The following is a 22199-nucleotide window of genomic DNA, read 5'->3' on the forward strand; positions in this document are numbered from 1 at the left end:
ACCTGCCAGCCCGACAGGTACACGGCTTCCAGACCAGCCTTGGCCTGCTGCATGGCCTGACCGGCGGTGATGGCGCCGAAGGCGTTGACGTAGCCCTTCTTGGCGCCGCCGTTGACCTTCTCCCACAGCTTCTCGGCACCCATCTTGGCGAGGGTGTACTCGGGCTGCATGCTGCCGCGCAGACGGACGACGTCGGCAGCGGAGTAGCCGCGCTTCACGAGCTTCCAACGGGGGTTTTCGGCCCAGTCTTTTTCCAGGGCAGCGATTTGCTGTTCACGGGTGAGTTTCGTCATGACGATCTCCGGGAGAGGTGTTGATGGGTGGTGCTTGAAAACGAGTTCAGTCTAGCGCGTTTTGGGCTCCGCGGCAAAGACTTATGTCTTATATAAGACATATCCCTTCATTCGCGGGGCGCACACCAGGGAAGATGGCATGCTCTCGCATGATGCAAAAAAGAGACAGGTTGCGCCACAGCCTTTCAGCAAGCCGCCCCGATCCGGACAAGCCCCCTGCCAGCGCGCGCCCCTTGCGCGCACATTGACACCCAGTCAAGGCAAGATGAAGACATCCCGCCTGCCCACGCAGCCTCACCAACCGGACAGACAAGGCCCACCAATGACCTCCCACTTCGATGCGTTCTGGATGCCCTTCACCGCCAACCAGGACTTCAAGCAGGCGCCTCGCCTCCTGTCTCGCGCCAAGGACATGCACTACTGGACGCCCGAGGGGCGCGAAGTGCTGGATGGCACCTCCGGCCTGTGGTGCGTGAACGCTGGCCATTCGCGCCCCCGCATTGCAGAAGCCATCGCCAGGCAGGCCGCCGAGATGGATTTCGCACCGCCCTTCCAGATGGGGCATCCACTGGCCTTCGAGTTGGCCGACCGGCTGCAGCGCCTGGCGCCAGAGGGCCTGAACCGCGTCTTTTTCACCAACTCGGGCTCGGAGTCGGTGGACACGGCGCTCAAGATCGCCCTGGCTTACCACCGGGTGCGTGGCGAGGCCCAGCGCACCCGGCTGATCGGGCGGGAGCGGGGCTACCACGGCGTGAACTTCGCGGGCACAGCCCTTGGCGGCATGGGCCCGAACCGCAAGATGTTCGGCTCCAGCCTCTCGGGGGTGGACCACCTGCGTCACACCCACGACCTGTCTCGCAATGCCTTCACCAAAGGGCAGCCGGAACACGGCGCCGAATTGGCGGACGACCTGGAACGGTTGGTCGCGCTGCACGATGCCTCGACCATCGCGGCCGTGATCGTTGAGCCCATGGCTGGCTCCACCGGGGTGTTGCTGCCCCCCAAAGGCTACCTGCAACGCCTGCGCGCGCTGTGTGACAAGCACGGCATCCTGCTGATCTTCGACGAGGTGATCACCGGCTTCGGGCGACTGGGCGCACCGTTTGCCGCCCAGGCCTATGGCGTGACGCCGGACATGATCACCGCAGCCAAGGGCATCACCAATGGCGCTGTGCCGATGGGTGCGGTGTTCGTGAAACAGGGCATCCACGACGCCTTCATGGCGGCCGCGCCCACAGGCATCGAATTGCCGCACGGCTACACCTATTCGGGCCACCCCCTGGCCTGCGCCGCCGCCCTGGCCACGCTGGACACCTACGCGGAGGAAGACCTCCTGACACGGGGCCTGCGCATGCAGCCCACGCTGGAAGCCGCCGCCCACAGCCTGAAAGGGCTGCCGCACATCGTCGACATCCGCAACACAGGCCTGGTGGCGGCCATCGAATTCGCGCCGCGCCCTGGTGCTGCGCCAGGGCGACGTGCGTTCGAGGTCTTCCTGAAATGCTTCGAGGCCGGCGTGCTGCTGCGGGCCGCTGGCGACAACATCGCCATCGCGCCGCCGCTGATCGTGAGCGACGCGCAGATCCACCAGATCGTGGACACCCTGAAACGCGTCATCCCAACGATCGAATGACGCCAGGCCACGTCTGCCCATGAAAAAACCGCCGACACCTCACGGTGCGGCGGCTTGCATGATGCGCACGGCTTCGGCACCGCTCAGGGCGCCACAGCCAGGCGGGTGATCAGTGACCTTGCTTGGCGAAAGCAGCCAGGCCGGTCACGACTTCGGCCTTGGCGGCGTCGATGCCTTCCCAGCCCACGACCTTCACCCACTTGCCGGGTTCCAGATCCTTGTAGTGCTCGAAGAAGTGCTTGATCTGGGCGATCAGCAGCTCGGGCAGGTCTTCCATCTTCTGGATGCCCTTGTACATGGCGCAGATCTTCTCGGTCGGCACGGCCACGATCTTGGAGTCGCCACCGGCTTCGTCTTCCATCTTCAGGATGCCCAGCGGACGGCAGGGAATGACCACGCCGGGTTGCAGGGGGAAGGGGGTGACCACCAGCACGTCGCAGGGGTCGCCGTCGGCGGCGATGGTCTGCGGCACGTAGCCGTAGTTGCAGGGGTAGTGCATGGCCGTGCCCATGAAGCGGTCCACGAAAACGGCGCCGGTTTCATGGTCGATCTCGTACTTGATCGGATCGGCGTTGGCCGGGATTTCGATGATGACGTTGAAGGCATCGGGTGCCTTGGCACCGGCGGGAACGTTGAGCAGACTCATGATGGACTCGATCACAAGGTTGAAGATTCGGGAAGAGCGCAAGTGTAGGGGATGGCCGCCCTGCCCTGGCGCCCGACTTGGTGCGTCAGCCTGACACAGGCGACTGTCAACTTTTCGACAATCCCGCCTGCGCATGTTGCGGCGCACAAAAATGTGCTTGCAATCGCGCTTCGCTTGGCTGATACTGAAGTCATGTTGCAGCGCAGCAAAGGCAGATAGCCAGAGCGCATTGGCCTCACCTACCGCAACACCAACCCATCAACGCTTAGGAGATCCACATGTCGACCGCTGAACAACTGCTCGCCACCCAAAAGGCCAACCTCGCCACCTTCTTCGAACTGGGCCAAAAGGCTTTCGAAGGCGTGGAAAAGATGGTTGAACTGAACCTGCAGGTTGCCAAGACCTCGCTGGAAGAAGTCTCCGAACACACCAAGGCCCTGCTGTCGGTCAAGGACGCCCAAGAGCTGCTGGCCCTGCAAGCCAGCCTGTTGCAGCCTTCGGCTGAAAAGGCCGCTGCCTACGGCCGTCACCTGTACGACATCGCTTCGTCGACCAGCGCTGAAGTCAGCAAGCTGGCCGAAACCCAAGTGGCAGAAGCTCAGAAGAAGTTCGTGTCTGTGGTGGACACCGCCGTGAAGAACGCACCGGCTGGCACCGAAAACGCCGTCGTGCTGGTCAAGTCGGCTGTCGCCGCTGCCAACAACGCTTTCGACAGCGTCCAAAAGGCCGCCAAGCAAGCCGCCGACGTCGCCGAAGCCAACTTCCAGGCCATCACCAACACCGCCGTGAAGGCCACCCAGGCTGCCACCAGCAAGTCGCGCAAGGCTGCTTGATCAATCCAGGCGAACGAGGCCAGGAGAGCTGCTTACAAAAATTTGCAGTCCCAGGGCCTCGGAGAGTGAACCACTGACCAGAAGGCGACTCTCAGTAGAGCCGCTCTGGACAAGCGGCACTCCCTGAAAGGTTGTCTCCTCGGTACCCCATGAACCTTTTCTAAGGTACCTTTCAAGCCCGGTGGTTCGCCATCGGGCTTTTTTTATGCTGAGTTGACCCTGTCCGTCCATGATCCCCTGGCTCGAATCCGATGCCCCCTTCCCCGACACGGCGCAGGCCCTGGGGGAGAACTCTGACGCACCAGGCCTGCTGGCTGCGGGCGGGGAACTCAGCACCACGCGCCTCGAACAGGCCTACCGGCGGGGCATCTTCCCCTGGTTCAGCCCTGGCCAGCCGGTGCTGTGGTGGAGCACGGACCCGCGCATGGTGCTACCGGTGGCCGACTTCAAGCTGTCCCGCTCGTTGCGCAAGACCATCCAGAAGTTCCGGCGCACGCCCGGCTGCGAAGTGCGGGTGGACTCCGCCTTCACGGACGTCATCCGGGCCTGTGCCAACACGCCGAGAGAGGGGCAGGACGGCACCTGGATCGTCTCCGACATCCAGAAAACCTACCAACAGTGGCACGCCCAGGGGCGGGTGCACTCCTTCGAGACCTGGGTCCATGGCCGGCTCGCGGGTGGCCTCTACGGGGTCAGCGTGGGCCGCATGTTTTACGGTGAATCGATGTTCGCGCGACAGACCGATGCATCGAAGATCGCCTTGGCGGCACTGGTGTGTTTCTGCCGCCGCCACGGCATCGACGTGATCGACTGCCAGCAGCAGACGGCCCACCTGGCCTCTTTGGGTGCAAGGCCCTGGCCACGCGCGCGTTTCGAGGCCCATTTGCGGGGGGTGATCGACGCCTCGCCGCCGACGGAATGGTCCTATGATGATTCGGATTGGGCAGCACTGGACGGCTTGGCATGACGCACCTCAAAGACCTGCCGCTGGCGTCTCTGCAGTTCTACGCCACGGCCCCCTACCCTTGCAGCTACCTGGATGACAAGGTTGCGCGCTCGCAGGTGGCGACGCCCAGCCATCTGATCAATGCCGATGTGTATTCGGGCCTGGTCGCCAATGGTTTCCGCCGAAGCGGCATGTTCACCTACCGCCCCCATTGCGACGGCTGCCAGGCCTGTGTGCCTCTGCGCATTCCCGCGGCAAACTTCGAACCCACACGCAGCCAGAAGCGAGCGTGGAAAGCCCACGAGCACCTCGAGGCCCGTGTGCTGCGCCTGTGTTTCACCCCCGAGCACTACCAGCTCTACCTGCGCTACCAGGCCGGTCGCCACAAGGGCGGCGGCATGGACCACGACTCGGTCGACCAGTACACCCAGTTCCTGCTGCAGAGCCGCGTGAACTCGCGCCTCGTCGAGTTCCGCGAACCGGCCCTGCCCGGCGAAGAACAGGGCAGGCTGAAGATGGTGTCCATCCTGGACATCCTCAACGACGGGCTGTCGGCGGTCTACACCTTCTATGAGCCCGAAGCACGGGTGAGCTACGGCACCTACAACGTGCTGTGGCAGATCCGGCAAGCCAGGCAACTCGGCCTGCCCTACCTCTATCTGGGCTACTGGATCGCCGAGAGCCCCAAAATGGCCTACAAGGCGCAGTTCCTGCCGCACCAGGTGCTTCAGGGCGGGCAATGGCGAGATCGCCTCCGCGAGGCCGGCACCAGCCCGGCGAACACGCCCTGGCCTGAGTCCGACGCCTGATCAAGGCGCCAGCACCACCTGCCCACTCACAGTGACCTGCAACAGGCCTTTGCCTGGCTCAACGGGCAAAGGGGCGTCGGCCATCTCGATGCCCTTGGCACGCACGGCCATGAGCATGGGAGGGCGCCCTTCGAAGCCCGGTTCGGTGGACGACACCGAAATCTCCCCCAGCCCCCATGACTTGAACCCAAAGCCACTGGCCACCTGCTCCGCACGGGCCTTGAAGCGCGCAATGGCCTGCTGGGTCAGTTCGGCTTCTTTCTGCTCGCGCAGAGCCCTGGAGAGGCCATAGGACACCCCCACCACCTGGAGCTGGCTGAGCTTGCCTGCGGCCTGGCTGATCCGGGCGATGTCGGTGCCTTCCAGCACCAACTGGGCACTGCCCTGCCAGCCATTGACTCGTCCATTGCTCTGGTAGCGCGGCTGAACGGAAAAGCTGCCCGTACGGACCTCCATGGCGCCCGGCTGGGCGGTCTTGCGCGCCTCGGCCAGGGCCGCTTCCAGCTGCTGCTTGAGGCCAGACTGCACCTCGGCCGCCTGGCTGCCTTCGCGGGTGGCCTGCAGCGTGATGACCATGAGGTCCTGGGTGAGCTCCTGGGTGGCGCTCGCCTGAAAGCTGACCACGTTCTGGCGGGCAGGCTCGGCCTGAGCGGCTTGCGCGCCCCAGGCCAGGGGAAGCGCCAGCGACAGCGCCAGGGCGCGGCTGACCAGGGGGAAGGCGGCAGAACGGGCGATCGGGAGGCGGCGCATGGGGCTCCTTGCATGATGGGATGGAACCTCAACGCCGCGACCACCCGGCTGGACGACACGCCCTGCCGCCCGATGCACCCGGATCAACCCGCAGGGCCGCATGGAGGCACGCAACAGGCCCTATGCCCAAGGCGCTTGACGCGCATCGCCCCGGGTCGCAATATTTGTAACAGCCGGTCAGAGGCAGCGTTTGGCCACGCATAAACTGGCCACAATCTGCCTCTGTTACAAATACAAAGGACAGCAGAGATGAGCTCGACGCCCAACACCCAGCGTCCCGACCGCGTGCTCGTGGTCGACGACGACGCCCGCATCCGGGATCTGCTCCGCCGCTACCTGAGCCAGGAGGGATTCGAGGTGCTGCTGGCGGAAGACGCCAAGGCCCTCAACCGCCTGCTGACCCGCGAAACCGTGGACCTCATCGTGCTGGACCTGATGCTGCCCGGCGAAGACGGCCTGTCCATCTGCCGCCGCCTGCGCGCCGCCAACGACGTCACGCCCATCATCATGCTGACCGCTAAGGTGGAAGACGTGGACCGCATCGTGGGCCTGGAAGTGGGTGCCGACGACTACCTGCCCAAGCCCTTCAACCCGCGCGAACTGCTGGCGCGCATCCATGCTGTTTTGCGCCGGCGCCCAGCCCAGGAAGCACCAGGGGCCCCCGCCAAAGACGCACAGACCGTGACCTTCGGCCCCTTCGAGTTCGACCTGGCCCTGCGCCGGTTGAGCAAGGAAGGTGAGCCCATCGCCCTGACCACGGGCGAGTTCTCGATGCTCAAGGCCCTGGTGCGCCACCCTCGCCAACCGCTGAGCCGCGACAAGCTGGCCCAACTGGCCCGCGGACGCGAGTTCGAACCCTTCGACCGCAGCCTCGATGTGCAGATCTCGCGCCTGCGCAAGATGATCGAGCCCGATCCGGCCCAGCCACGCTACATCCAGACCGTCTGGGGCGTGGGCTACGTTTTCGTGCCGGACGGCGGGGCCTGATGCATGGCCCGCAAGCGTTTTGCACTGAGCCTGTTCTGGCGAACCTTCATCCTGCTGGCCCTGCTGTTGACGGCCGGCATCGTCGCCTGGGTGCAAACCTTCAAGGCCCTGGAATTTGAACCCCGCGCCGTGCAGGCCTCCCAGCAGGTGGCCAGCCTGGTGAACCTGTCGCGGGCCGCCTTGCGCTACGCCGACGCGATCAACCGTGTCACGCTGATCAAGACGCTGTTCGACCAAGAGTCGATCGTGCTGAAGCCCCGCGAGCCGACCGACCGGTTCGCGCCCTACGAGGTCGACCGCTTCACGCGGGCCATCGGGCAGGAACTGCGCTCGCGCCTGGGGCCCACCACGGTGGTCGCCAGCAGCGTGAACGGCAAGCCTGGCCTGTGGGTGGGCTTCCAGATCGAGCGGGACAACTACTGGCTGCAGGCGGACAACAACCGCGTCGGGCCGCTCACGGGGCGCACCTGGTTCATCTGGGTGGGCATCGCCCTGGCGGCCACCCTGATGGGCTCGGTCGTGATTGCCAGGCTGATCAACCAGCCGCTGCGGGAGTTGTCGTTCGCGGCCAGCCGCATCCGCGAAGGCGAGTACGACTCGGTGCTCGACGAAAGCATGATCACCCGCGAGATCCGCGAGGTGAACCAGGGCTTCAACCGCATGGCGCGCGAACTGGCCAAGGTGGAAGAAGACCGCGCCGTGATGCTCGCCGGCATCAGCCACGACCTGCGCACGCCGCTGGCCCGCCTGCGCCTAGAGGCCGAAATGAGCGTGGTGGACGAGGAGGCCAAGCGCAACATCGCGGCCGACATCGACCAGCTCGACGCCATCATCGACAAGTTCATGGACTACGCCCGCCCGGGTGCGGTCGAGTTGATGCCGGTGCACGTCTCGAGCGTGGTCGACAAATCCATCAGCCAGTTCCGGGACACCAAGCGCATCCGCATCACCGCCAAGTTGCCCATCGACACCAAGGTCATGGCCGACGAGACCGAACTCGGCCGGGTGCTGACCAACCTGTTCGAGAACGCGCGACGCTATGGCCGCAACACCTACACGGGCGTGACGAACGTGGACGTGAGCTACATGCGCTCGGGCGCGTGGGTGATCCTGAGCGTGCGCGACCACGGCCCGGGTGTGGCACCGGAGAAGCTCTCGCAGCTGACCACGCCGTTCTTCCGCGGTGACGCAGCACGCACGGCGGCCACGGGTGCCGGCCTGGGCCTGGCCATCGTGGACAAGGCCCTGCAGCGCATGGGCGGCGGCTTCGAGCTGGCGAATGCGCCCGGCGGCGGGCTGATCGCCCACATCAAGCTAAAGCGGGCGCCCTGAGCCCCCGGCTCAGCGCTTGTAAAGCAGGCAGACGGCGCGGGCCTCGATGGCCCGGCCCTCGCCCACCGGGCCCATTTTTTCGGCCGTCTTGGCCTTCACATTGACCTGATCCGACGCCAGGCCCAGGGCCGCGGCGATGCGTTCGCGCATGGCGGGGATGTGTGGGGCCATCTTCGGTGCCTGGGCCACGATGGTGGTGTCGACATTGCAGATGCCCCAGCCGGCTGCACCCACGCGGCGCGCCGCCTCCTGGAGAAGCACGACCGAGTCGGCGCCCTTGAACTGCGGGTCGGTGTCCGGAAAATGCCGGCCGATGTCGCCCAGGCCGGCGGCGCCCAGCAGGGCGTCGGTAAGGGCGTGAAGCAGGGCATCGGCGTCGGAGTGCCCCAGCAGGCCGTGGGTGTGCGGGATGGTGACGCCGCCCAGGATGAGCGGACGACCGGTGACGAGGGCGTGGGTGTCCCAGCCTTCGCCGACGCGCAGTGCGGGTGGGTTCATGGTGTGCGGTGAGAGGGTTGCGCCATGGGGGGATTGTCGCTGCAAGCACGCCACGCCCGCAGACCGCGCCAACAGGCACAGCCCGCACCGAGTTGGGACACGCCACCGACATCGGCACCACCCACGTCTGCAATGCACCAACACGGCGCGCACGATGGAGGCCATTTCGGCGCCCACCGTCAAATATCGCCCCAATAGCGGGCATGCAAATTGCTTTCATTTGGTGCGTCGCGACCCAAGGCGGCGCAATCACCCCAAGGCGGTGCGCCGCCACGTTCTTTCTGGACTTTGCAGCATGGACCAACTCAAACAAGGCGCTGATGCGCTCTTCATCCTCCTGGGCGCCGTGATGGTGCTGGCGATGCACGCGGGCTTCGCCTTCCTCGAACTCGGCACAGTGCGCCACAAGAACCAGGTCAACGCCCTGGTCAAGATCCTGGTGGACTTCTGTGTCTCGACCATCGCCTACTTCTTTGTGGGCTACACCGTGGCCTATGGCGTGGACTTCTTTGCCGGCGCCGGCACCCTGGCGGCCAACAATGGCTACGCCCTGGTGAAGTTCTTCTTCCTCCTGACCTTTGCCGCCGCCATCCCGGCCATCATTTCCGGTGGCATCGCGGAACGGGCCAAGTTCGGGCCGCAATTGCTGGCCACGGCCGTGATCGTGGGCGTCTTCTACCCGCTCGTGGAGGGTGCGGTGTGGGCCAACAAGTTCGGCTTCGAGGACTGGCTGCAGGCGGTCACCGGCGGACAACTGCATGACTTTGCCGGCTCGGTGGTCGTGCACGCCTTTGGCGGCTGGATCGCGCTGCCGGCGGTGCTGATCCTGGGCGCGCGCCGCAACCGTTATCGCAAGAACGGCGAGATGTCGGCCCACCCGCCTTCGAGCATCCCATTCCTGGCGCTGGGTTCGTGGATCCTGGCCGTGGGCTGGTTCGGCTTCAACGTGATGAGCGCCCAGACGATCGACAAGATCTCGGGCCTCGTGGCGGTGAACTCGCTGATGGCCCTGGTGGGCGGCACCCTGGTGGCCGTGCTGATGGGCAAGAACGACCCTGGCTTTGCCTACAACGGCCCTCTGGCCGGTCTGGTGGCCGTGTGCGCGGGCTCCGACATCTTCCATCCGGCTGGCGCGCTGGTGGTGGGCGGCCTGGCCGGTGCCATTTTCGTGACCATGTTCACCCTGGTTCAGAACAAGTGGAAGATCGATGACGTGCTGGGCGTCTGGCCGCTGCACGGCCTGTGTGGCGCCTGGGGTGGCATCGCTGCGGGCATCTTCGGGCAGACGGGCCTGGGTGGGGCCGGTGGCGTGAACCTGGGCACCCAACTGCTGGGCACCCTGCTGGTGGTGGTCTTCGCGCTGCTGACGGGCGGCATCGTCTACGGCCTGATCCACAAGCTGATGGGCCTGCGTCTGACGCAGGAAGAAGAGTTCGAGGGCGCCGACCTGTCGATCCACCGCATCAAGGCCACGCCGGATCACGAAACCTCGTGGTGATGCCCCGGTGACGCCATCGTTGTGATGCGTGCGCAAGAATCCGCACATTTTCACTTTTGCGCGTTTTTGGCGCTCAAGCCACCGCTGATGTCGACCGATGACCTTGCCAACTCCATGGACAAGGTTCGGTATGACGCTGCGCTTGAACACCCTTGCACGCATCTTCGCCGCCGCGGTGACGATGGCCACCACGCTCGGCGTACTCGCCGGGTCACCCTCAACGGCGCCCGGCACCGATCCCTGGCTGCGCCCTGCAGAAGTGCCTGCACCACCGGACAACGTTCCGAATCCAGACCGGGTGCACCTGGGCAAGGTTCTGTTTTTCGAGCCCCGGCTGTCCGGTTCAGGCTTCCTGAGTTGTGCCAGTTGCCACAACCCGGCCATGGGTTGGTCGGACGGACTCCCCACCGGCTTCGGCCATGATTTCAAGCGACTCGGCCGCGCGACCCCGACCATCCTGAACACGGTCTACCAGCCCTTGCTGATGTGGGACGGTCGCAAACCCAACCTGGAAGAGCAGGCTCTGGGGCCGATCGAGGCCGTGGGTGAAATGAACCTGCCCCTGGACGAACTGCCCAAGAGACTTGGCGCCATCAACGGCTACCTGGCTCTCTTCGAGAAAGCCTACCCTGGCGAGGGCATCACCAAGCAAACCGTGGGCAAAGCGCTTGCAAGCTTCGAGCGCACGATTGTGTCGACCACCTCGCCTTTCGACCGCTGGCGCAAGGGTGACCAGCGCGCGGTGAACGAATCGGTCAAGCGAGGCTTCGAGCTTTTCCAGAACAAGGCCGCCTGCGCCAAATGCCACCAGGGCTTCAATTTCACGGACAACGGCTTCCACAACATCGGGGTTCGCTCGCTTGGCGACACCGAGGACGAAGGCCGCTTCGCACACCGCAAGATCAAAGTGCTCAAGGGGGCCTTCAAGACACCCACCTTGCGTGACGTGGAACTGACCGCGCCCTACATGCACAACGGCATCTACCGCACGCTGGAAGAGGTCATCGACCACTACGACCGCGGCGGCGATACGAAGACCAATTTGAGCCCGAACATGCAGGCGCTGAACCTCACGACCCAGGAAAAGCAGGACCTCGTGGCCTTCATGAAGAGCCTCACCGGCGACCCCATGCGCGTGGTCCTGCCACAACTGCCCTACTGACCGACTGCCCTCTCTTGCCAGGATTCAGCCATGAAACACCTCCTTGCCCTGCTGTTCTTCTGCCCTGCTCTTGCCATGGCGGCCGACCACACCGTTGCCCAGAAAGGCAAGGCCTTCTCGGTCGCCAGCCTGGCCATCAAAGTGGGGGACAAGGTCGCCTTCCGCAATGACGACCCCTTTGCACACAACATTTTCACGCTGAGCGACCCGATGCAGTTCGACCTGGGGACCTATCCCCAGGGACAAGCCAAATCTGTGACGTTCACCAAGGCTGGACAGTACGAGATCGAGTGCGCCATCCACCCCGAAATGAAGATGCTGATCAACGTCAAGCCTTGAGCCCGTGCCATGGCATTCATGACCTTGCGCGGCCTCGCCCTGCTGGCCCTGCTCTTTCACGCTGGTGCGTCCTGGGCAGATCCTCTCTTGCAACAAGGGGAGCACATCTTTCGCAGCCGCTGTGTGGTGTGCCACGGCGTGAACGCCGACGGCCGCTCGGACCTCGCACGCATCATGCGGCCGCCCCCCGCCAACCTGCGAGCCAGCAAGCTGGACGACGACGCCCGCGCCGCCATTGTCCGCAAGGGCGGTGAGGCCGTGGGGCGCTCAAGCAACATGCCCGTCTGGGAATCCGAACTGAGCCAAGACGAGATCAGGGCGGTGGTGGCCTACGTGGGCACCCTGAAGGCGCACGCACCATGAGGCCGGAACGCCGTGCACTGATCGGCTTGCTGCTGTCGACAGCGGCCGTGGGGCTGCGCGCCCAGATCACACCCAGGGAGCCTGCCCTGCAGCATGGCGAAGCGCCCTTGCCGGGCCTGGGCGGCCCGCTGGACCTGATCGACCAGCATGGCAAGCCCTTTCGGCTGCAGCAGCTCAAGGGTGAGGCCGTGATCGTGTTCTTCGGTTTCACACGGTGCAGCCAAAGCTGCCCGATTGCCCTGGCTCAATGGCAGGCCGTGGTGGCGAACATGGGCATGCGGCGCCCTCCGCGTGTGGTGTTCGTGACGCTGGACCCACTGAGCGACGATCCCGCTGCGCTCAAGGCCTACGTTGCGGGCTTTGGCCCGCAGGCCATCGGTCTGACCGGCACGCCGACGCAGATCGACGAAGCCGCCCGTCGATACGGGATCGGTGTGGAACAGGGCGGGAAGGAGCTGGCGCACAGCGCGCGCTGGTTCCTTCTGGGACCGGAGCTGCGACCAATGCGAGCCTACAAAGTCAGTACCCCACCGGCACTGCTGGCCCAAGACCTGACCAAGGCGCAACAGTTCTTTGATGCGAACACAGCCTGGCAAAAGGGACGGACATGACCACAACGCAAACACCGCGCCGCACAGCATGGTGGTCCGGGCTGCGTGCCCGCTTCAGCCGACGCATCGGCGCTCGCATGGCGATGGCCTTCGCGGCGATGGGCCTGTTGATGATCGGCCTGAGCACAGCAGGGGGCTTGCAGCTTTGGCAGCAACATGCGCAGTTTGCCCTGGTGCTGGATCACAGCGTGCCCCACCTCACACGGCTGCAGGACATTGGCAACGAGGTCAATGCCGTGAACCTGGCGGCACGTGACGCCATCCTCGCGACCGATGAGGCGGGCAGTGCCGCTGCACTGGAACGCATCAGCCAGGGTCGCAGCCACATCGGCGAGCAAATCGAACTGCTGCAAGCCGAACTCCAGCGCGGCAACCCGGACAGCCAGCGACTGAGCGAAGAGTTGGGCACGCACAGCAGCGGCATCCTGGTGACGCTGGTCAAGTTCTCTCGCTTGCACCAGGCCAAAAAGACGGCGCAAGCGAAAGCCCTTTTCGACCGGGAGCTGCAAGGCAAGATGCTGGCTCTGTCGGACACGATCAAGCGCGCCCAGGCGCTGCAACTGACCAACCTCGCGACACAAGAACGCGCATCGGCCGAAAGGCTGCACACCTCGCTGGCCCTGGGTGGCTGTGCCTTGCTGGGGGCCATGCTGCTCTCGGGCCTCCTGACATGGCGCCTGACACGCAGCATCACGGGCCCGATCGCCGAGGCCGTGACGCTGGCAACCCAGGTGGCCAAGGGTGACCTGAGCGGCCACGTCCGCATCGAGCGGGACGACGAAATCGGCCAGTTGCTTGACGCGATGACGCGAATGCAGGCCCAGCTCGGGGGCCTGGTGCAGCGCATCCTGGACACGGTGCAGCAGATCGAAGCCACCAGCCAGGACATCAGCAGCGGCAATGCCGATTTGAGCGCCCGGACCGCGCGGGCCAGTCAGTCGCTGCAGAGTACTTCGTCGGCGGTGGAGCAGCTGTCAGCCAGCTTCAGAGAGTCCTCGGATTCGGCCAAATCGGCACACCGGCTGGTGACCGAAACCTCCGACGACGTGTCACGCAGCGGCACGGTGGTGTCGCAGGTGGTGTCGAACATGCAAGACATCTCGACTGCCTCGGGCAAGATCGTCGACATCATCGGCGTGATCGATGGCATCGCCTTCCAGACCAACATCCTGGCGCTGAATGCCGCCGTGGAAGCAGCACGCGCTGGCGAGCAGGGCCGTGGCTTCGCGGTGGTGGCCAGCGAAGTGCGGGCCCTGGCCCAGCGAAGCGCCACGGCAGCACGCGAGATCAAGACCCTGATTCAGGCCAGTGTGGAAAAAGTGGACGTCGGTCGCAACCTGGTCAGCGAAGCGGGCGAGACCATGGGCAGCCTGATTGCGAAGGTTGAGAAAGTCAGCGCACTCATCGAATGCATCAGCGCCATCAGTGACCAGCAGACCCAGGGCGTGAACCAGGTGAACCACGCCGTGGTCGGTCTGGACGATGACACCCATCGCAACGCCGAATTGGTGCAGCAAACCAGCGGCGCGGCCGAAACACTGCAGTCCGAAACCCGACACCTGGCTGCAGCCGTGGGGATCTTCAGGCTGCGGTGACGCCTGGGCGAGGCCTGCCTGGGGCAACAGCCTTCAGACGCTGCGCAGCAGGCGCTCGGCGAGGGCGAAGTCGTCCGGCCAGGTCAGCTTGAAATTCTCGAAAGAACCGGTGACTAGGCGGGGCTGGTGACCCAGGGCCTCGATGGCGCTGGCCTCGTCGGTGATGCCGGCGGCGCTGGCTTCATCCCCCAAGGCGGCCATGAGCGCCGGGCGCAGCAGACCGAGGCGGAACATTTGCGGGGTCTGGGCGGCCCATTTGGCGGCTCGGTCGATGGTGGCGCTCACGCGGGGGGTGGCCGGACCATGGCCCTCACCCGCGGGCCGCATCACCGCGGCCTTCAAGGTGTCGGCCAGGGGCAAGGCCAGCAGGCCGCCGACCTCGTCGTCTTCACAGGCCGCAATGAGCGCACCAACCCATTCGGGCCGGATCAGGCAGCGTGCGGCATCGTGCACCAGCACCCAGTCGTGGGGCTGGGCGCCACGGGCCAGCAGTTCGTGCAGGCCGTTGAGCACGCTTTCGGCACGCGAGGCGCCGCCCACTCGGGCGACCCAGGCCGTGTCGCCCTCAAAGAAGGGGGCATGCGATTCGAACTGCGCATCGCCCGGCGAGAGCACCACCAGCGTGGCGGACAGCCGAGGCACGGCCATCAGGGCCCGCAAGGTGTGGGCCACCACGGCCTGCCCGGCCACGGGGTGGTATTGCTTGGGCCCGCCCACCTGGGCGCGCTCGCCCACGCCCGCACAAGGCACGAGGGCGAAACAACGGGGCTGGAAACCGGGTGCAGCGTAGGTGAGAGACAAGGGTGATGACGGTGAAGGGAGATGGGGCGAGATTGTCGCCGCTCTGCCGGCCCCACGGCGGCAGAGGGCGGGCGCAGGCTCTTAGAATCCACAACGATCCATTGTTCACGCCCGGCCACCCTTGTGCCCGGGCGATTTGCCATTGTTGCGCGCCATGATCCCTGCCCTGCCCCTGCCATCGATCGCCCCCGGCAAACGCCATGTGCTGCCCCGCCCTGCGGGCTCGGGCGACGCCCTGCTGCTGGCGCACTTTGCTGCGGCCCGCAAGGCCCAGGGCCAGTTGACCGCGGTGATGACGGCCGACCCGGCCGATGCCCAGCGCCTGATGGACGAGATCGGCTTCTTCGTGCCCGACCTGCGCTGCGCCATCTTCCCGGACTGGGAGACCTTGCCCTACGACACGTTCTCGCCGCACCAGGATCTGATCTCGGAGCGCCTGGCCACGCTGTGGCGCATGCAGCAAGGCGTGAAAGCAGACACCGGTGTGGACGTGGTGCTGCTGCCCGCCACGACCGCACTGACGCGCCTGTCGCCGCCCTCCTTCCTGGCGGCCTACACCTTCCATTTCAAGCAGAAGCAAAAGCTCGACGAAGGGGCGCTGAAATCACAGCTGACGCTGGCCGGCTACACGCACGTGAGCCAGGTGGTCTCGCCCGGGGAGTACGCCGTGCGCGGCGGGTTGATCGACCTGTTCCCCATGGGCTCTCTGGTGCCCTACCGGGTCGACCTCTTCGGTGACGAGATCGACTCCATCCGCACCTTCGACCCCGACTCGCAACGCAGCCTCTACCCCGTGCCCGAGGTGCGCCTGCTGCCCGGCCGCGAGTTCCCGATGGACGAGGAGGCACGCACCAGCTTCCGCAAGCGCTGGCGCGAACGCATCGAGGGCGACCCGACCAAATCCCGCCTCTACAAGGACATGGGCAGCGGCGTGGCCAGCGGCGGCATCGAGTACTACCTGCCCCTGTTCTTTGAAGAGACATCGACCCTGTTTGCCCACATCGGCGAGCAGGCCAGCCTGGTGCTGCATGGCGACGTGAACGAGGCGATCAGCCGCTTCTGGACCGAAACGAAGGAACGCCACCGCTTCCTGCAGCACGACCCAGAGCGGCCGCTGCTGCCGCCGGAAGAGCTCTTCCTGAAGGTGGAAGACTTCTTCACCCTGGCCAACACCCATGCCCAATTGGTGCTGCGCGCCAAGGTGACCATCCCGGCCGATGGCAGCGCGCCAGAAACCACACCCTGGGCCCGCCCCCTGCCCGACCTGACGGTGGAGCGCGGTGGCCAGGATCCGCTGCGCAAGCTGGAGCAGCACATCGGCAAGACGGATCAGGCCCAGGCCCGCGTGCTGGTGGTGGCCGAAAGCGCCGGCCGCCGCGAAAGCCTGATGGAGCTGCTGCGCGACCACCGCATCCAGCTGCCCAGCGTCGACTCGCTGCAGGCCTTCTTGGACAGCGACCACCGCCATGCCATCACGGCCGCGCCCCTGGCGGCCGGCTTCATCTGGCTGAACGAAGGACGGCAGGGCCAACAGGGCCAGGCCATCCACCTGGTCACCGAGACCGAGCTGTTCGATGCCACCCCGGCCACGCGCCGGCGCCGCAAGGCCGCGCAGGCCACCGACCTCGACTCCCTCATCAAGGACCTGAGCGAGCTCAATGTGGGCGACCCGGTGGTGCACAGCAACCACGGCATCGGCCGCTACCAGGGCCTGATCAACCTGGACCTGGGCGAAGGGCCCAGCGAGTTCCTGCACCTGGAGTACGCCGACAAGGCCACGCTCTATGTGCCGGTGAGCCAGCTGCACCTGATCAGCCGCTACACCGGCGTGAGCGCCGACGAGGCACCGCTGCACCGCCTGGGATCACCCCAGTGGGACAAGGCCAAGCGCAAGGCCGCCGAGCAGGTGCGCGACACCGCCGCCGAGCTGCTCAACCTCTACGCGCGCCGCGCCGCGCGAGAGGGCTTTGCCTTCCGCTTCAGCGCACAGGACTACGAGGCCTTTGCCGCCAGCTTCGGCTTCGAGGAGACCGCCGACCAGCGTGCGGCCATCCACGCCGTCATCCAGGACATGATCAGCCCACGCCCGATGGACCGCCTGGTCTGCGGTGACGTGGGCTTTGGCAAGACCGAGGTGGCCTTGCGTGCGGCCTTTGTGGCCGTGACCGGCGGCAAGCAGGTCGTGCTGCTGGCACCCACCACGCTGCTGGCCGAGCAGCACTACCAGAACATCTCGGACCGCTTCTCACAGTGGCCGGTGAAGGTGGCGGAGATGTCCCGCTTCCGCTCGGCCAAGGAGATCAAGGCCGCGATGCAGGGCCTGGAAGACGGCACGATCGACATCGTCATCGGCACGCACAAGCTGCTGAGCGACTCGGTGAAGTTCAAGCGCCTGGGGCTCTTGATCATCGACGAAGAGCACCGCTTCGGTGTGCGCCACAAGGAGGCCATCAAGGCCATGCGCGCCGACATCGACGTGCTGACGCTGACCGCCACCCCCATCCCCCGCACGCTGGGCATGGCCATGGAAGGCCTGCGCGACCTGAGCGTGATCGCCACCGCGCCCCAGCGCCGCCTGGCCATCAAGACTTTTGTGCGCAGCGAAACCAGCAGCGTGATCCGCGAGGCCATCCTGCGCGAATTGAAGCGCGGCGGCCAGGTCTACTTCCTGCACAACGAGGTGGAGACGATCGAGAACCGGCGCGACAAGCTGATGGAGCTGATCCCCGAGGCGCGCATCGCCATCGCCCACGGCCAGATGCCCGAGCGCGAACTGGAGCACGTGATGCGCGACTTCGTGGCCCAGCGCCACAACGTGCTGCTGTGCTCGACCATCATCGAGACCGGCATCGACGTGCCGAGCGCCAACACCATCGTGATGAGCCGCGCCGACAAGTTCGGCCTGGCCCAGCTGCACCAGTTGCGTGGCCGCGTGGGCCGCTCCCACCACCAGGCCTACGCCTACCTGCTGGTGCCCGATGTGGAGGGGCTGACCAAGCAGGCCGCGCAGCGCCTGGACGCCATCCAGAACATGGAAGAGCTGGGCAGTGGCTTCTACCTGGCCATGCACGACCTGGAGATCCGCGGCGCGGGCGAGGTGCTGGGCGACAACCAGAGCGGCAACATGATGGAAGTGGGCTTTCAGCTCTACAACGAGATGCTGGGCGAGGCCGTGCGTTCACTGAAGGCGGGCAAGGAGCCGGACCTGCTCTCGCCACTGGGCATGTTCGGCGCGAACACCGACATCAACCTGCACGCCCCGGCCCTGCTGCCCGATGCCTACTGCGGCGACGTGCACGTGCGCCTGAGCCTCTACAAGCGCCTGGCCACGACCGACTCGCTCGACAAGATCGAGACCATGCTGGAAGAGATCGTGGACCGCTTCGGCAAGCTGCCGCCGCAGGCCCAGGCCCTGTTCGACACGCACAAGCTGCGCGTGCTGGCCAAGCCCTATGGCGTGATCAAGATCGACGCCGCACCGGGCATCATCAACGTGACCTTCCGACCCAACCCACCGGTGGAGCCGCTGCGCATCATCGAGCTGGTGCAGAAGAACAAGCACATCAAGCTGGCCGGCAACGACAAGCTGCGCATCGAAAAGGCCCTGAGCGACCCGAAGGACCGCGCCGAGTACGTGCGCGGCCTGCTGAAGGCACTGGGACAGCCGATCAAGGCCTGAAGATCAAGGCCTGATCACAGGCTGATCAGGCCATGCCGCCCTTGGAAGGCTTGGCGCCTTTGACGCTGGGCGCATCGACGCCCAGCACATCGGCCCCCAGGGCCTCGGCCACCTCGATGCCATCGACACCGGCCGACATGATGCCGCCTGCGTAGCCCGCGCCCTCACCCGCCGGGTACAGGCCCTTGACGTTGAGGCTCTGGTAGTCGCGGCCCCGCGTGATGCGCAAGGGGGAGGAGGTGCGGGTCTCGACGCCGGTGAGCACTGCGTCGGGCATGGAGAAGCCCTTGATCTGCTTCTCAAAGGCCGGCAGGGCTTCGCGGATGGCGTCGAGGCAGTACTCTGGCAGGCTGCCAAGGCCTTTCTGGGCCAGGTCGGTGAGGTGCACGCCGGGCTTGTAGGAAGGCTCGACCTTGCCGAGCACGCTGCTGCGCTGGCGCTTGATGAAGTCGCCCACCAGCGCGCCGGGCGCCATGTAGCCACCCTCGCCCAACTCGTATGCGCGGGACTCCCAGAAACGCTGGAAGGCCATGCCATCGAGCGGGCTCACGGGGCCCTCGGTCTGGCCATCCTGGCGGTAGTCCTGGGGCGAAATGCCCACGACGATGCCGGCATTGGCGTTGCGCTCGTTGCGCGAGTACTGGCTCATGCCGTTGGTGACCACGCGGTTGGGCTCGGACGTGGCGGCCACCACCGTGCCGCCAGGGCACATGCAGAAGCTGTAGACGGCCCGGCCGTTGCTGGCGTGGTGCACGAGCTTGTAGTCGGCCGCACCCAGGATGGGGTTGCCGGCGTTGGGGCCAAAACGGGCTCGGTCGATCACGCTTTGCGGGTGCTCGATGCGGTAGCCGATGGAGAAGGGCTTGGCCTCCATGAACACGCCACGTTCGTGCAGCATGGTGAAGGTGTCGCGGGCACTGTGGCCCAGGGCCAGCACCACGTGGTCGGCACGCAGGGTTTCGCCACTGGCCAGCTGGACGCCGCGGATGTGGCGGGCGCCCTCCTTGCCCTCGATCAGCACATCGGTGACGTGCTGCTGGAAACGGATCTCGCCGCCCAGGGCTTCGATGTCGGCACGCATCTTCTCGACCATGCTCACCAGGCGGAAGGTGCCGATGTGGGGCTTGGCCACATAGAGGATCTCTTCCGGGGCGCCGGCCTTGACGAACTCGGTCAGCACCTTGCGGGTGAGGTGGCGCGGGTCGGAAATCTGGCTCCAGAGCTTGCCGTCGGAGAAGGTGCCGGCACCGCCTTCGCCGAACTGCACGTTCGACTCGGGGTTGAGCACGCTCTGGCGCCACAGGCCCCAGGTGTCCTTGGTGCGCTGGCGCACTTCCTTGCCGCGCTCCAGCACGATGGGGCGCAGGCCCATCTGCGCCAGGATCAGGGCCGCGAAGATGCCGCAGGGCCCAAAGCCGATGACGATGGGGCGGGGGCGCTCGGCCGCATGGAAGTCGGCCGGCGCATGGCCGACGAACTGGTAGCGGGTGTCCGGCGTGGGGCGGATGTGCGGGTCGGCCGCGAACTGCGCGAGCAGGCGCGCTTCGGCCTCGGGCGAGGCGAGTTCACAGTCGATGGTGTAGATCAGGACGATCGCGGTTTTCTTGCGCGCATCGTAGCTGCGCTTGAAAACGGTGAAGGCCGTGAGATCGGCGTCGGAGATGCCCAGGCGGGACACGATGGCCGGGCGCAGGGCGCTCTCGGCATGGTCCAGGGGCAGACGCAGTTCGGTGATTCGGAGCATGTCTGCGCGAGCGGTGACGCGGTGGACGCGTGTGACGCGTGAAGAAAAGGCGCAGGGTGGGCGCGGTGCTCACCTCGAGGGGAGCACACGCGCCGTGAGGCATCAGCCTTGGTGGCAGCGCTTGCCGGCGTTCTTCTTGCTGCGGGTGTGCGAACCACGCTCCAGGCTGCGCTTTTGGCCCTTGCCACGGGTCAGGGTCACGCCAGCGGGGGCGACGGGACGGGGCGTGGCTTTGCGGTCTGCTTCGGTAACGAGTTTGTTGCCCATGGTTGGCTCCAATGGTGAATGTGAATGAACGAACCCGCGATTAGGCCACAAAGCGAGGCCTTCCCGACGGGCTCGGCGCATCCGAGGCGATCAAATCGATCACGGATGCTGGGGAAAGAGGCCGGGTGCCGCTCAGGGCTGGTCGAGGCTGCCCATGCTTTTGGGCCAGGTCAGCACGCCCCAGGGGGTGCCCGGGGTGGGGATTTTCTGCAGCGGCGCGTAGGTTTTGGCGTCGATCACCAGGGTCTCTTTCGAACGGCCGCAGCTGACCAGCAGGCGGGCGTCGTCGGGGGTGAAGGTGAAATGCCAGCAGCGCTCGCCCACGGGGATGTCGGCCAGCTTGGTGAAGCGGCGGGCATCGAAGACCTGCAACAGGTTGGCGCGGGCCGCGGCCACGAAGAGGCGGTCGCCCGAGCGGTCGAAGGCCACGCCGTAGGGGAAGGCCCCGGTGTCCAGGGTGCGCAGGGGCTTGAAGTGGCTGTCGAGCAGCAGCACCTTGTTGCCGAATTCCAGGGTGACGGCGTAGGTCTGGCCATCGGGCGAGAGCTTGATGCCGCGGGGGCGGTCACCGTACTTCTGGATGTCGATGGTCTGAAGGCGCTTGCCGGTGCGCACGTCGTGCACGGTGATGTTGTGGTCGGCCTCGTTGGTGACCACGATGCGGCGGCCATCGGGCGTGATCTCGATGCCTTCGGTCTCGGCCCCACCCACGATGCGGCGCAGCACCTTGCCCTGGTCAAGGTCGATCACCGCGATCTGGGCAGGCTCCTTGTCGTCGTCATCGTCGTGCGGGGGCTTGGCGCCGGCTTCACCCGGCTTGGGCGGCGGCCCGCCGGTGGACGAGGGCTCGAAGGACACGAAAGCCAGGTGGCCGCGCACACGCACAAATTCGGGGTTCTTGCCCACGGGGATGCGCTGGACGACGAGGCGCTTGTCGAGGTCGACGATCTGCACATCGCCACTTTCGCGCACGGCCACCACCAGGCGGTGGCCATCGTTGGTGACGCCCAGGCCGCGCGGGCCTTTGCCTTGCAGTGGGATCTCGGCGGCGGGCGCCAGGGTGGCCAGGTCGAGCACGGCCACGCCACCGTCCTGCAGGCTGATGTAGGCGTGGGCAGAGCGGTCGGGTGCGGCCTGCACGGCAGACCAGGACAGGGAGGCCGCGGCCAGGAAGCTGGCGGCAAGCCAGGCTGTCGGGCGCAGCCGGGGGCGATGGGGGCGCAGGGTGGGCATGGTGTCTCCTGTAGCGTCGCAAGGCGCAGAGTGCCTCGCGCGGGCGGGGTGGTGTTCTGCCCTGGTTGTATCACCTCTGAAGGGTCGGTCTCCGCCGGGGCGGATCAAGCCGGACACCCGGACGCACCACGGCCTCGCCGGCCCTGGGATAATCGCGCCTCGTCTGAACCGCCCTGCCCT

The 22199-nt window shown here is 65.9% G+C and carries 20 protein-coding genes and 1 pseudogene; 13 read left to right on the plus strand and 8 right to left on the minus strand.

All coding sequences use genetic code 11. The annotated features are described in order from the left end of the window. Window positions 1-293: pseudogene (locus QZ994_RS06840) on the minus strand (isocitrate lyase); the annotation flags it as partial. A 322-nt stretch (window positions 294-615) separates the two neighbouring features. Between QZ994_RS06840 and QZ994_RS06845 the strand changes: the two are divergent. Continuing rightward, complete coding sequence (locus QZ994_RS06845; protein WP_290870073.1) at window positions 616-1926, plus strand: aspartate aminotransferase family protein; 1311 nt, start codon at window positions 616-618, stop codon at window positions 1924-1926. Between the two features lie 109 nt (window positions 1927-2035). Here QZ994_RS06845 and ppa read toward each other — a convergent pair whose 3' ends face one another. Next, entirely contained in the window at window positions 2036-2572 is a 537-nt protein-coding gene (gene ppa, locus QZ994_RS06850; RefSeq protein WP_290870076.1) for an inorganic diphosphatase, read from the minus strand. Window positions 2573-2850: 278 nt separating this feature from the next. Between ppa and phaP the strand changes: the two genes are divergently transcribed. From phaP to QZ994_RS06865, 3 genes are all read left to right on the plus strand, one after another. Then, the gene (phaP, locus tag QZ994_RS06855) at window positions 2851-3405 is read left to right on the plus strand and encodes a TIGR01841 family phasin (RefSeq protein WP_290870079.1); all 555 of its coding nucleotides are present in this window, start codon (window positions 2851-2853) and stop codon (window positions 3403-3405) included. A gap of 229 nt (window positions 3406-3634) precedes the next feature. Beyond that, window positions 3635-4372 carry a leucyl/phenylalanyl-tRNA--protein transferase gene (gene aat / locus QZ994_RS06860; RefSeq protein ID WP_290870082.1) on the plus strand — a complete coding sequence of 246 codons (738 nt, stop codon included), beginning with the start codon at window positions 3635-3637 and terminating at the stop codon, window positions 4370-4372. Beyond that, window positions 4369-5160, plus strand: coding sequence for an arginyltransferase (locus QZ994_RS06865; protein WP_290870085.1), 792 nt, complete (start codon window positions 4369-4371; stop codon window positions 5158-5160). The genes aat and QZ994_RS06865 overlap by 4 nt, the downstream gene beginning before the upstream one ends. Here the strand turns inward: QZ994_RS06865 and QZ994_RS06870 are convergent, their stop codons facing one another. Continuing rightward, window positions 5161-5910, minus strand: a complete 750-nt coding sequence (locus QZ994_RS06870; RefSeq protein WP_290870088.1) for an SIMPL domain-containing protein — start codon at window positions 5908-5910, stop codon at window positions 5161-5163. A 249-nt stretch (window positions 5911-6159) separates the two neighbouring features. Between QZ994_RS06870 and ompR the strand changes: the two genes are divergently transcribed. Both ompR and QZ994_RS06880 read left to right on the plus strand, forming a co-directional pair. After that, window positions 6160-6897 (plus strand): two-component system response regulator OmpR, encoded by a 738-nt coding sequence (gene ompR / locus QZ994_RS06875; RefSeq protein ID WP_290870091.1) that lies wholly within the window; start codon window positions 6160-6162, stop codon window positions 6895-6897. Window positions 6898-6900: 3 nt separating this feature from the next. Then, entirely contained in the window at window positions 6901-8229 is a 1329-nt protein-coding gene (locus tag QZ994_RS06880) for a sensor histidine kinase (RefSeq protein WP_290870094.1), read from the plus strand. Between the two features lie 9 nt (window positions 8230-8238). On the opposite strand, the gene ispF is transcribed toward QZ994_RS06880, so the two are convergent. Then, window positions 8239-8727, minus strand: coding sequence for a 2-C-methyl-D-erythritol 2,4-cyclodiphosphate synthase (gene ispF, locus QZ994_RS06885; RefSeq protein ID WP_290870097.1), 489 nt, complete (start codon window positions 8725-8727; stop codon window positions 8239-8241). Window positions 8728-9022: 295 nt separating this feature from the next. On the opposite strand from ispF, the gene QZ994_RS06890 reads away from it, so the two are divergent. From QZ994_RS06890 to QZ994_RS06915, 6 genes are all read left to right on the plus strand, one after another. Continuing rightward, window positions 9023-10225 (plus strand): ammonium transporter, encoded by a 1203-nt coding sequence (locus tag QZ994_RS06890; protein WP_290870100.1) that lies wholly within the window; start codon window positions 9023-9025, stop codon window positions 10223-10225. A gap of 142 nt (window positions 10226-10367) precedes the next feature. Beyond that, window positions 10368-11387: a cytochrome c peroxidase gene (locus QZ994_RS06895; protein WP_290870103.1), complete on the plus strand. Its 1020-nt coding sequence runs from the start codon at window positions 10368-10370 to the stop codon at window positions 11385-11387. A gap of 30 nt (window positions 11388-11417) precedes the next feature. After that, entirely contained in the window at window positions 11418-11726 is a 309-nt protein-coding gene (locus tag QZ994_RS06900) for a plastocyanin/azurin family copper-binding protein (protein WP_290870106.1), read from the plus strand. A 9-nt stretch (window positions 11727-11735) separates the two neighbouring features. Then, complete coding sequence (locus tag QZ994_RS06905; RefSeq protein ID WP_290870109.1) at window positions 11736-12089, plus strand: cytochrome c; 354 nt, start codon at window positions 11736-11738, stop codon at window positions 12087-12089. Then, entirely contained in the window at window positions 12086-12700 is a 615-nt protein-coding gene (locus tag QZ994_RS06910) for an SCO family protein (RefSeq protein WP_290870112.1), read from the plus strand. Before QZ994_RS06905 ends, QZ994_RS06910 begins: the two co-directional genes overlap by 4 nt. Continuing rightward, window positions 12697-14295 (plus strand): methyl-accepting chemotaxis protein, encoded by a 1599-nt coding sequence (locus QZ994_RS06915; protein WP_290870116.1) that lies wholly within the window; start codon window positions 12697-12699, stop codon window positions 14293-14295. The genes QZ994_RS06910 and QZ994_RS06915 overlap by 4 nt, the downstream gene beginning before the upstream one ends. Before the next feature lie 33 nt (window positions 14296-14328). Here the strand turns inward: QZ994_RS06915 and ispD are convergent, their stop codons facing one another. After that, on the minus strand, window positions 14329-15096 hold the full coding sequence (gene ispD, locus QZ994_RS06920) for a 2-C-methyl-D-erythritol 4-phosphate cytidylyltransferase (RefSeq protein WP_290870119.1): 768 nt from the start codon (window positions 15094-15096) through the stop codon (window positions 14329-14331). Between the two features lie 154 nt (window positions 15097-15250). On the opposite strand from ispD, the gene mfd reads away from it, so the two are divergent. Further along, window positions 15251-18775: a transcription-repair coupling factor gene (mfd, locus tag QZ994_RS06925; RefSeq protein WP_290870123.1), complete on the plus strand. Its 3525-nt coding sequence runs from the start codon at window positions 15251-15253 to the stop codon at window positions 18773-18775. A 25-nt stretch (window positions 18776-18800) separates the two neighbouring features. Here mfd and QZ994_RS06930 read toward each other — a convergent pair whose 3' ends face one another. The 3 genes from QZ994_RS06930 to QZ994_RS06940 form a co-directional block, all read right to left on the minus strand. After that, window positions 18801-20519: an NAD(P)/FAD-dependent oxidoreductase gene (locus QZ994_RS06930; RefSeq protein ID WP_290870125.1), complete on the minus strand. Its 1719-nt coding sequence runs from the start codon at window positions 20517-20519 to the stop codon at window positions 18801-18803. A gap of 102 nt (window positions 20520-20621) precedes the next feature. Next, entirely contained in the window at window positions 20622-20786 is a 165-nt protein-coding gene (locus tag QZ994_RS06935; protein ID WP_290870127.1) for a hypothetical protein, read from the minus strand. A 132-nt stretch (window positions 20787-20918) separates the two neighbouring features. Continuing rightward, the gene (locus QZ994_RS06940) at window positions 20919-22019 is read right to left on the minus strand and encodes a beta-propeller fold lactonase family protein (protein WP_290870129.1); all 1101 of its coding nucleotides are present in this window, start codon (window positions 22017-22019) and stop codon (window positions 20919-20921) included. Window positions 22020-22199 lie beyond the last annotated feature (180 nt).

The organism is Aquabacterium sp., assembly GCF_021768455.1.
GTDB lineage: Bacteria > Pseudomonadota > Gammaproteobacteria > Burkholderiales > Burkholderiaceae_C > Aquabacterium.

Bases quoted from the DNA above. Each gene is read 5' to 3' on its own strand.
- QZ994_RS06845 (WP_290870073.1), top strand. From the start codon at position 616: ATGACCTCCCACTTCGATGCGTTCTGGATGCCCTTCACCGCCAACCAG.
- ppa (WP_290870076.1), bottom strand. From the start codon at position 2,572: ATGAGTCTGCTCAACGTTCCCGCCGGTGCCAAGGCACCCGATGCCTTC.
- phaP (WP_290870079.1), top strand. From the start codon at position 2,851: ATGTCGACCGCTGAACAACTGCTCGCCACCCAAAAGGCCAACCTCGCC.
- aat (WP_290870082.1), top strand. From the start codon at position 3,635: ATGATCCCCTGGCTCGAATCCGATGCCCCCTTCCCCGACACGGCGCAG.
- QZ994_RS06865 (WP_290870085.1), top strand. From the start codon at position 4,369: ATGACGCACCTCAAAGACCTGCCGCTGGCGTCTCTGCAGTTCTACGCC.
- QZ994_RS06870 (WP_290870088.1), bottom strand. From the start codon at position 5,910: ATGCGCCGCCTCCCGATCGCCCGTTCTGCCGCCTTCCCCCTGGTCAGC.
- ompR (WP_290870091.1), top strand. From the start codon at position 6,160: ATGAGCTCGACGCCCAACACCCAGCGTCCCGACCGCGTGCTCGTGGTC.
- QZ994_RS06880 (WP_290870094.1), top strand. From the start codon at position 6,901: ATGGCCCGCAAGCGTTTTGCACTGAGCCTGTTCTGGCGAACCTTCATC.
- ispF (WP_290870097.1), bottom strand. From the start codon at position 8,727: ATGAACCCACCCGCACTGCGCGTCGGCGAAGGCTGGGACACCCACGCC.
- QZ994_RS06890 (WP_290870100.1), top strand. From the start codon at position 9,023: ATGGACCAACTCAAACAAGGCGCTGATGCGCTCTTCATCCTCCTGGGC.
- QZ994_RS06900 (WP_290870106.1), top strand. From the start codon at position 11,418: ATGAAACACCTCCTTGCCCTGCTGTTCTTCTGCCCTGCTCTTGCCATG.
- QZ994_RS06905 (WP_290870109.1), top strand. From the start codon at position 11,736: ATGGCATTCATGACCTTGCGCGGCCTCGCCCTGCTGGCCCTGCTCTTT.
- QZ994_RS06910 (WP_290870112.1), top strand. From the start codon at position 12,086: ATGAGGCCGGAACGCCGTGCACTGATCGGCTTGCTGCTGTCGACAGCG.
- QZ994_RS06915 (WP_290870116.1), top strand. From the start codon at position 12,697: ATGACCACAACGCAAACACCGCGCCGCACAGCATGGTGGTCCGGGCTG.
- mfd (WP_290870123.1), top strand. From the start codon at position 15,251: ATGATCCCTGCCCTGCCCCTGCCATCGATCGCCCCCGGCAAACGCCAT.
- QZ994_RS06930 (WP_290870125.1), bottom strand. From the start codon at position 20,519: ATGCTCCGAATCACCGAACTGCGTCTGCCCCTGGACCATGCCGAGAGC.
- QZ994_RS06935 (WP_290870127.1), bottom strand. From the start codon at position 20,786: ATGGGCAACAAACTCGTTACCGAAGCAGACCGCAAAGCCACGCCCCGT.
- QZ994_RS06940 (WP_290870129.1), bottom strand. From the start codon at position 22,019: ATGCCCACCCTGCGCCCCCATCGCCCCCGGCTGCGCCCGACAGCCTGG.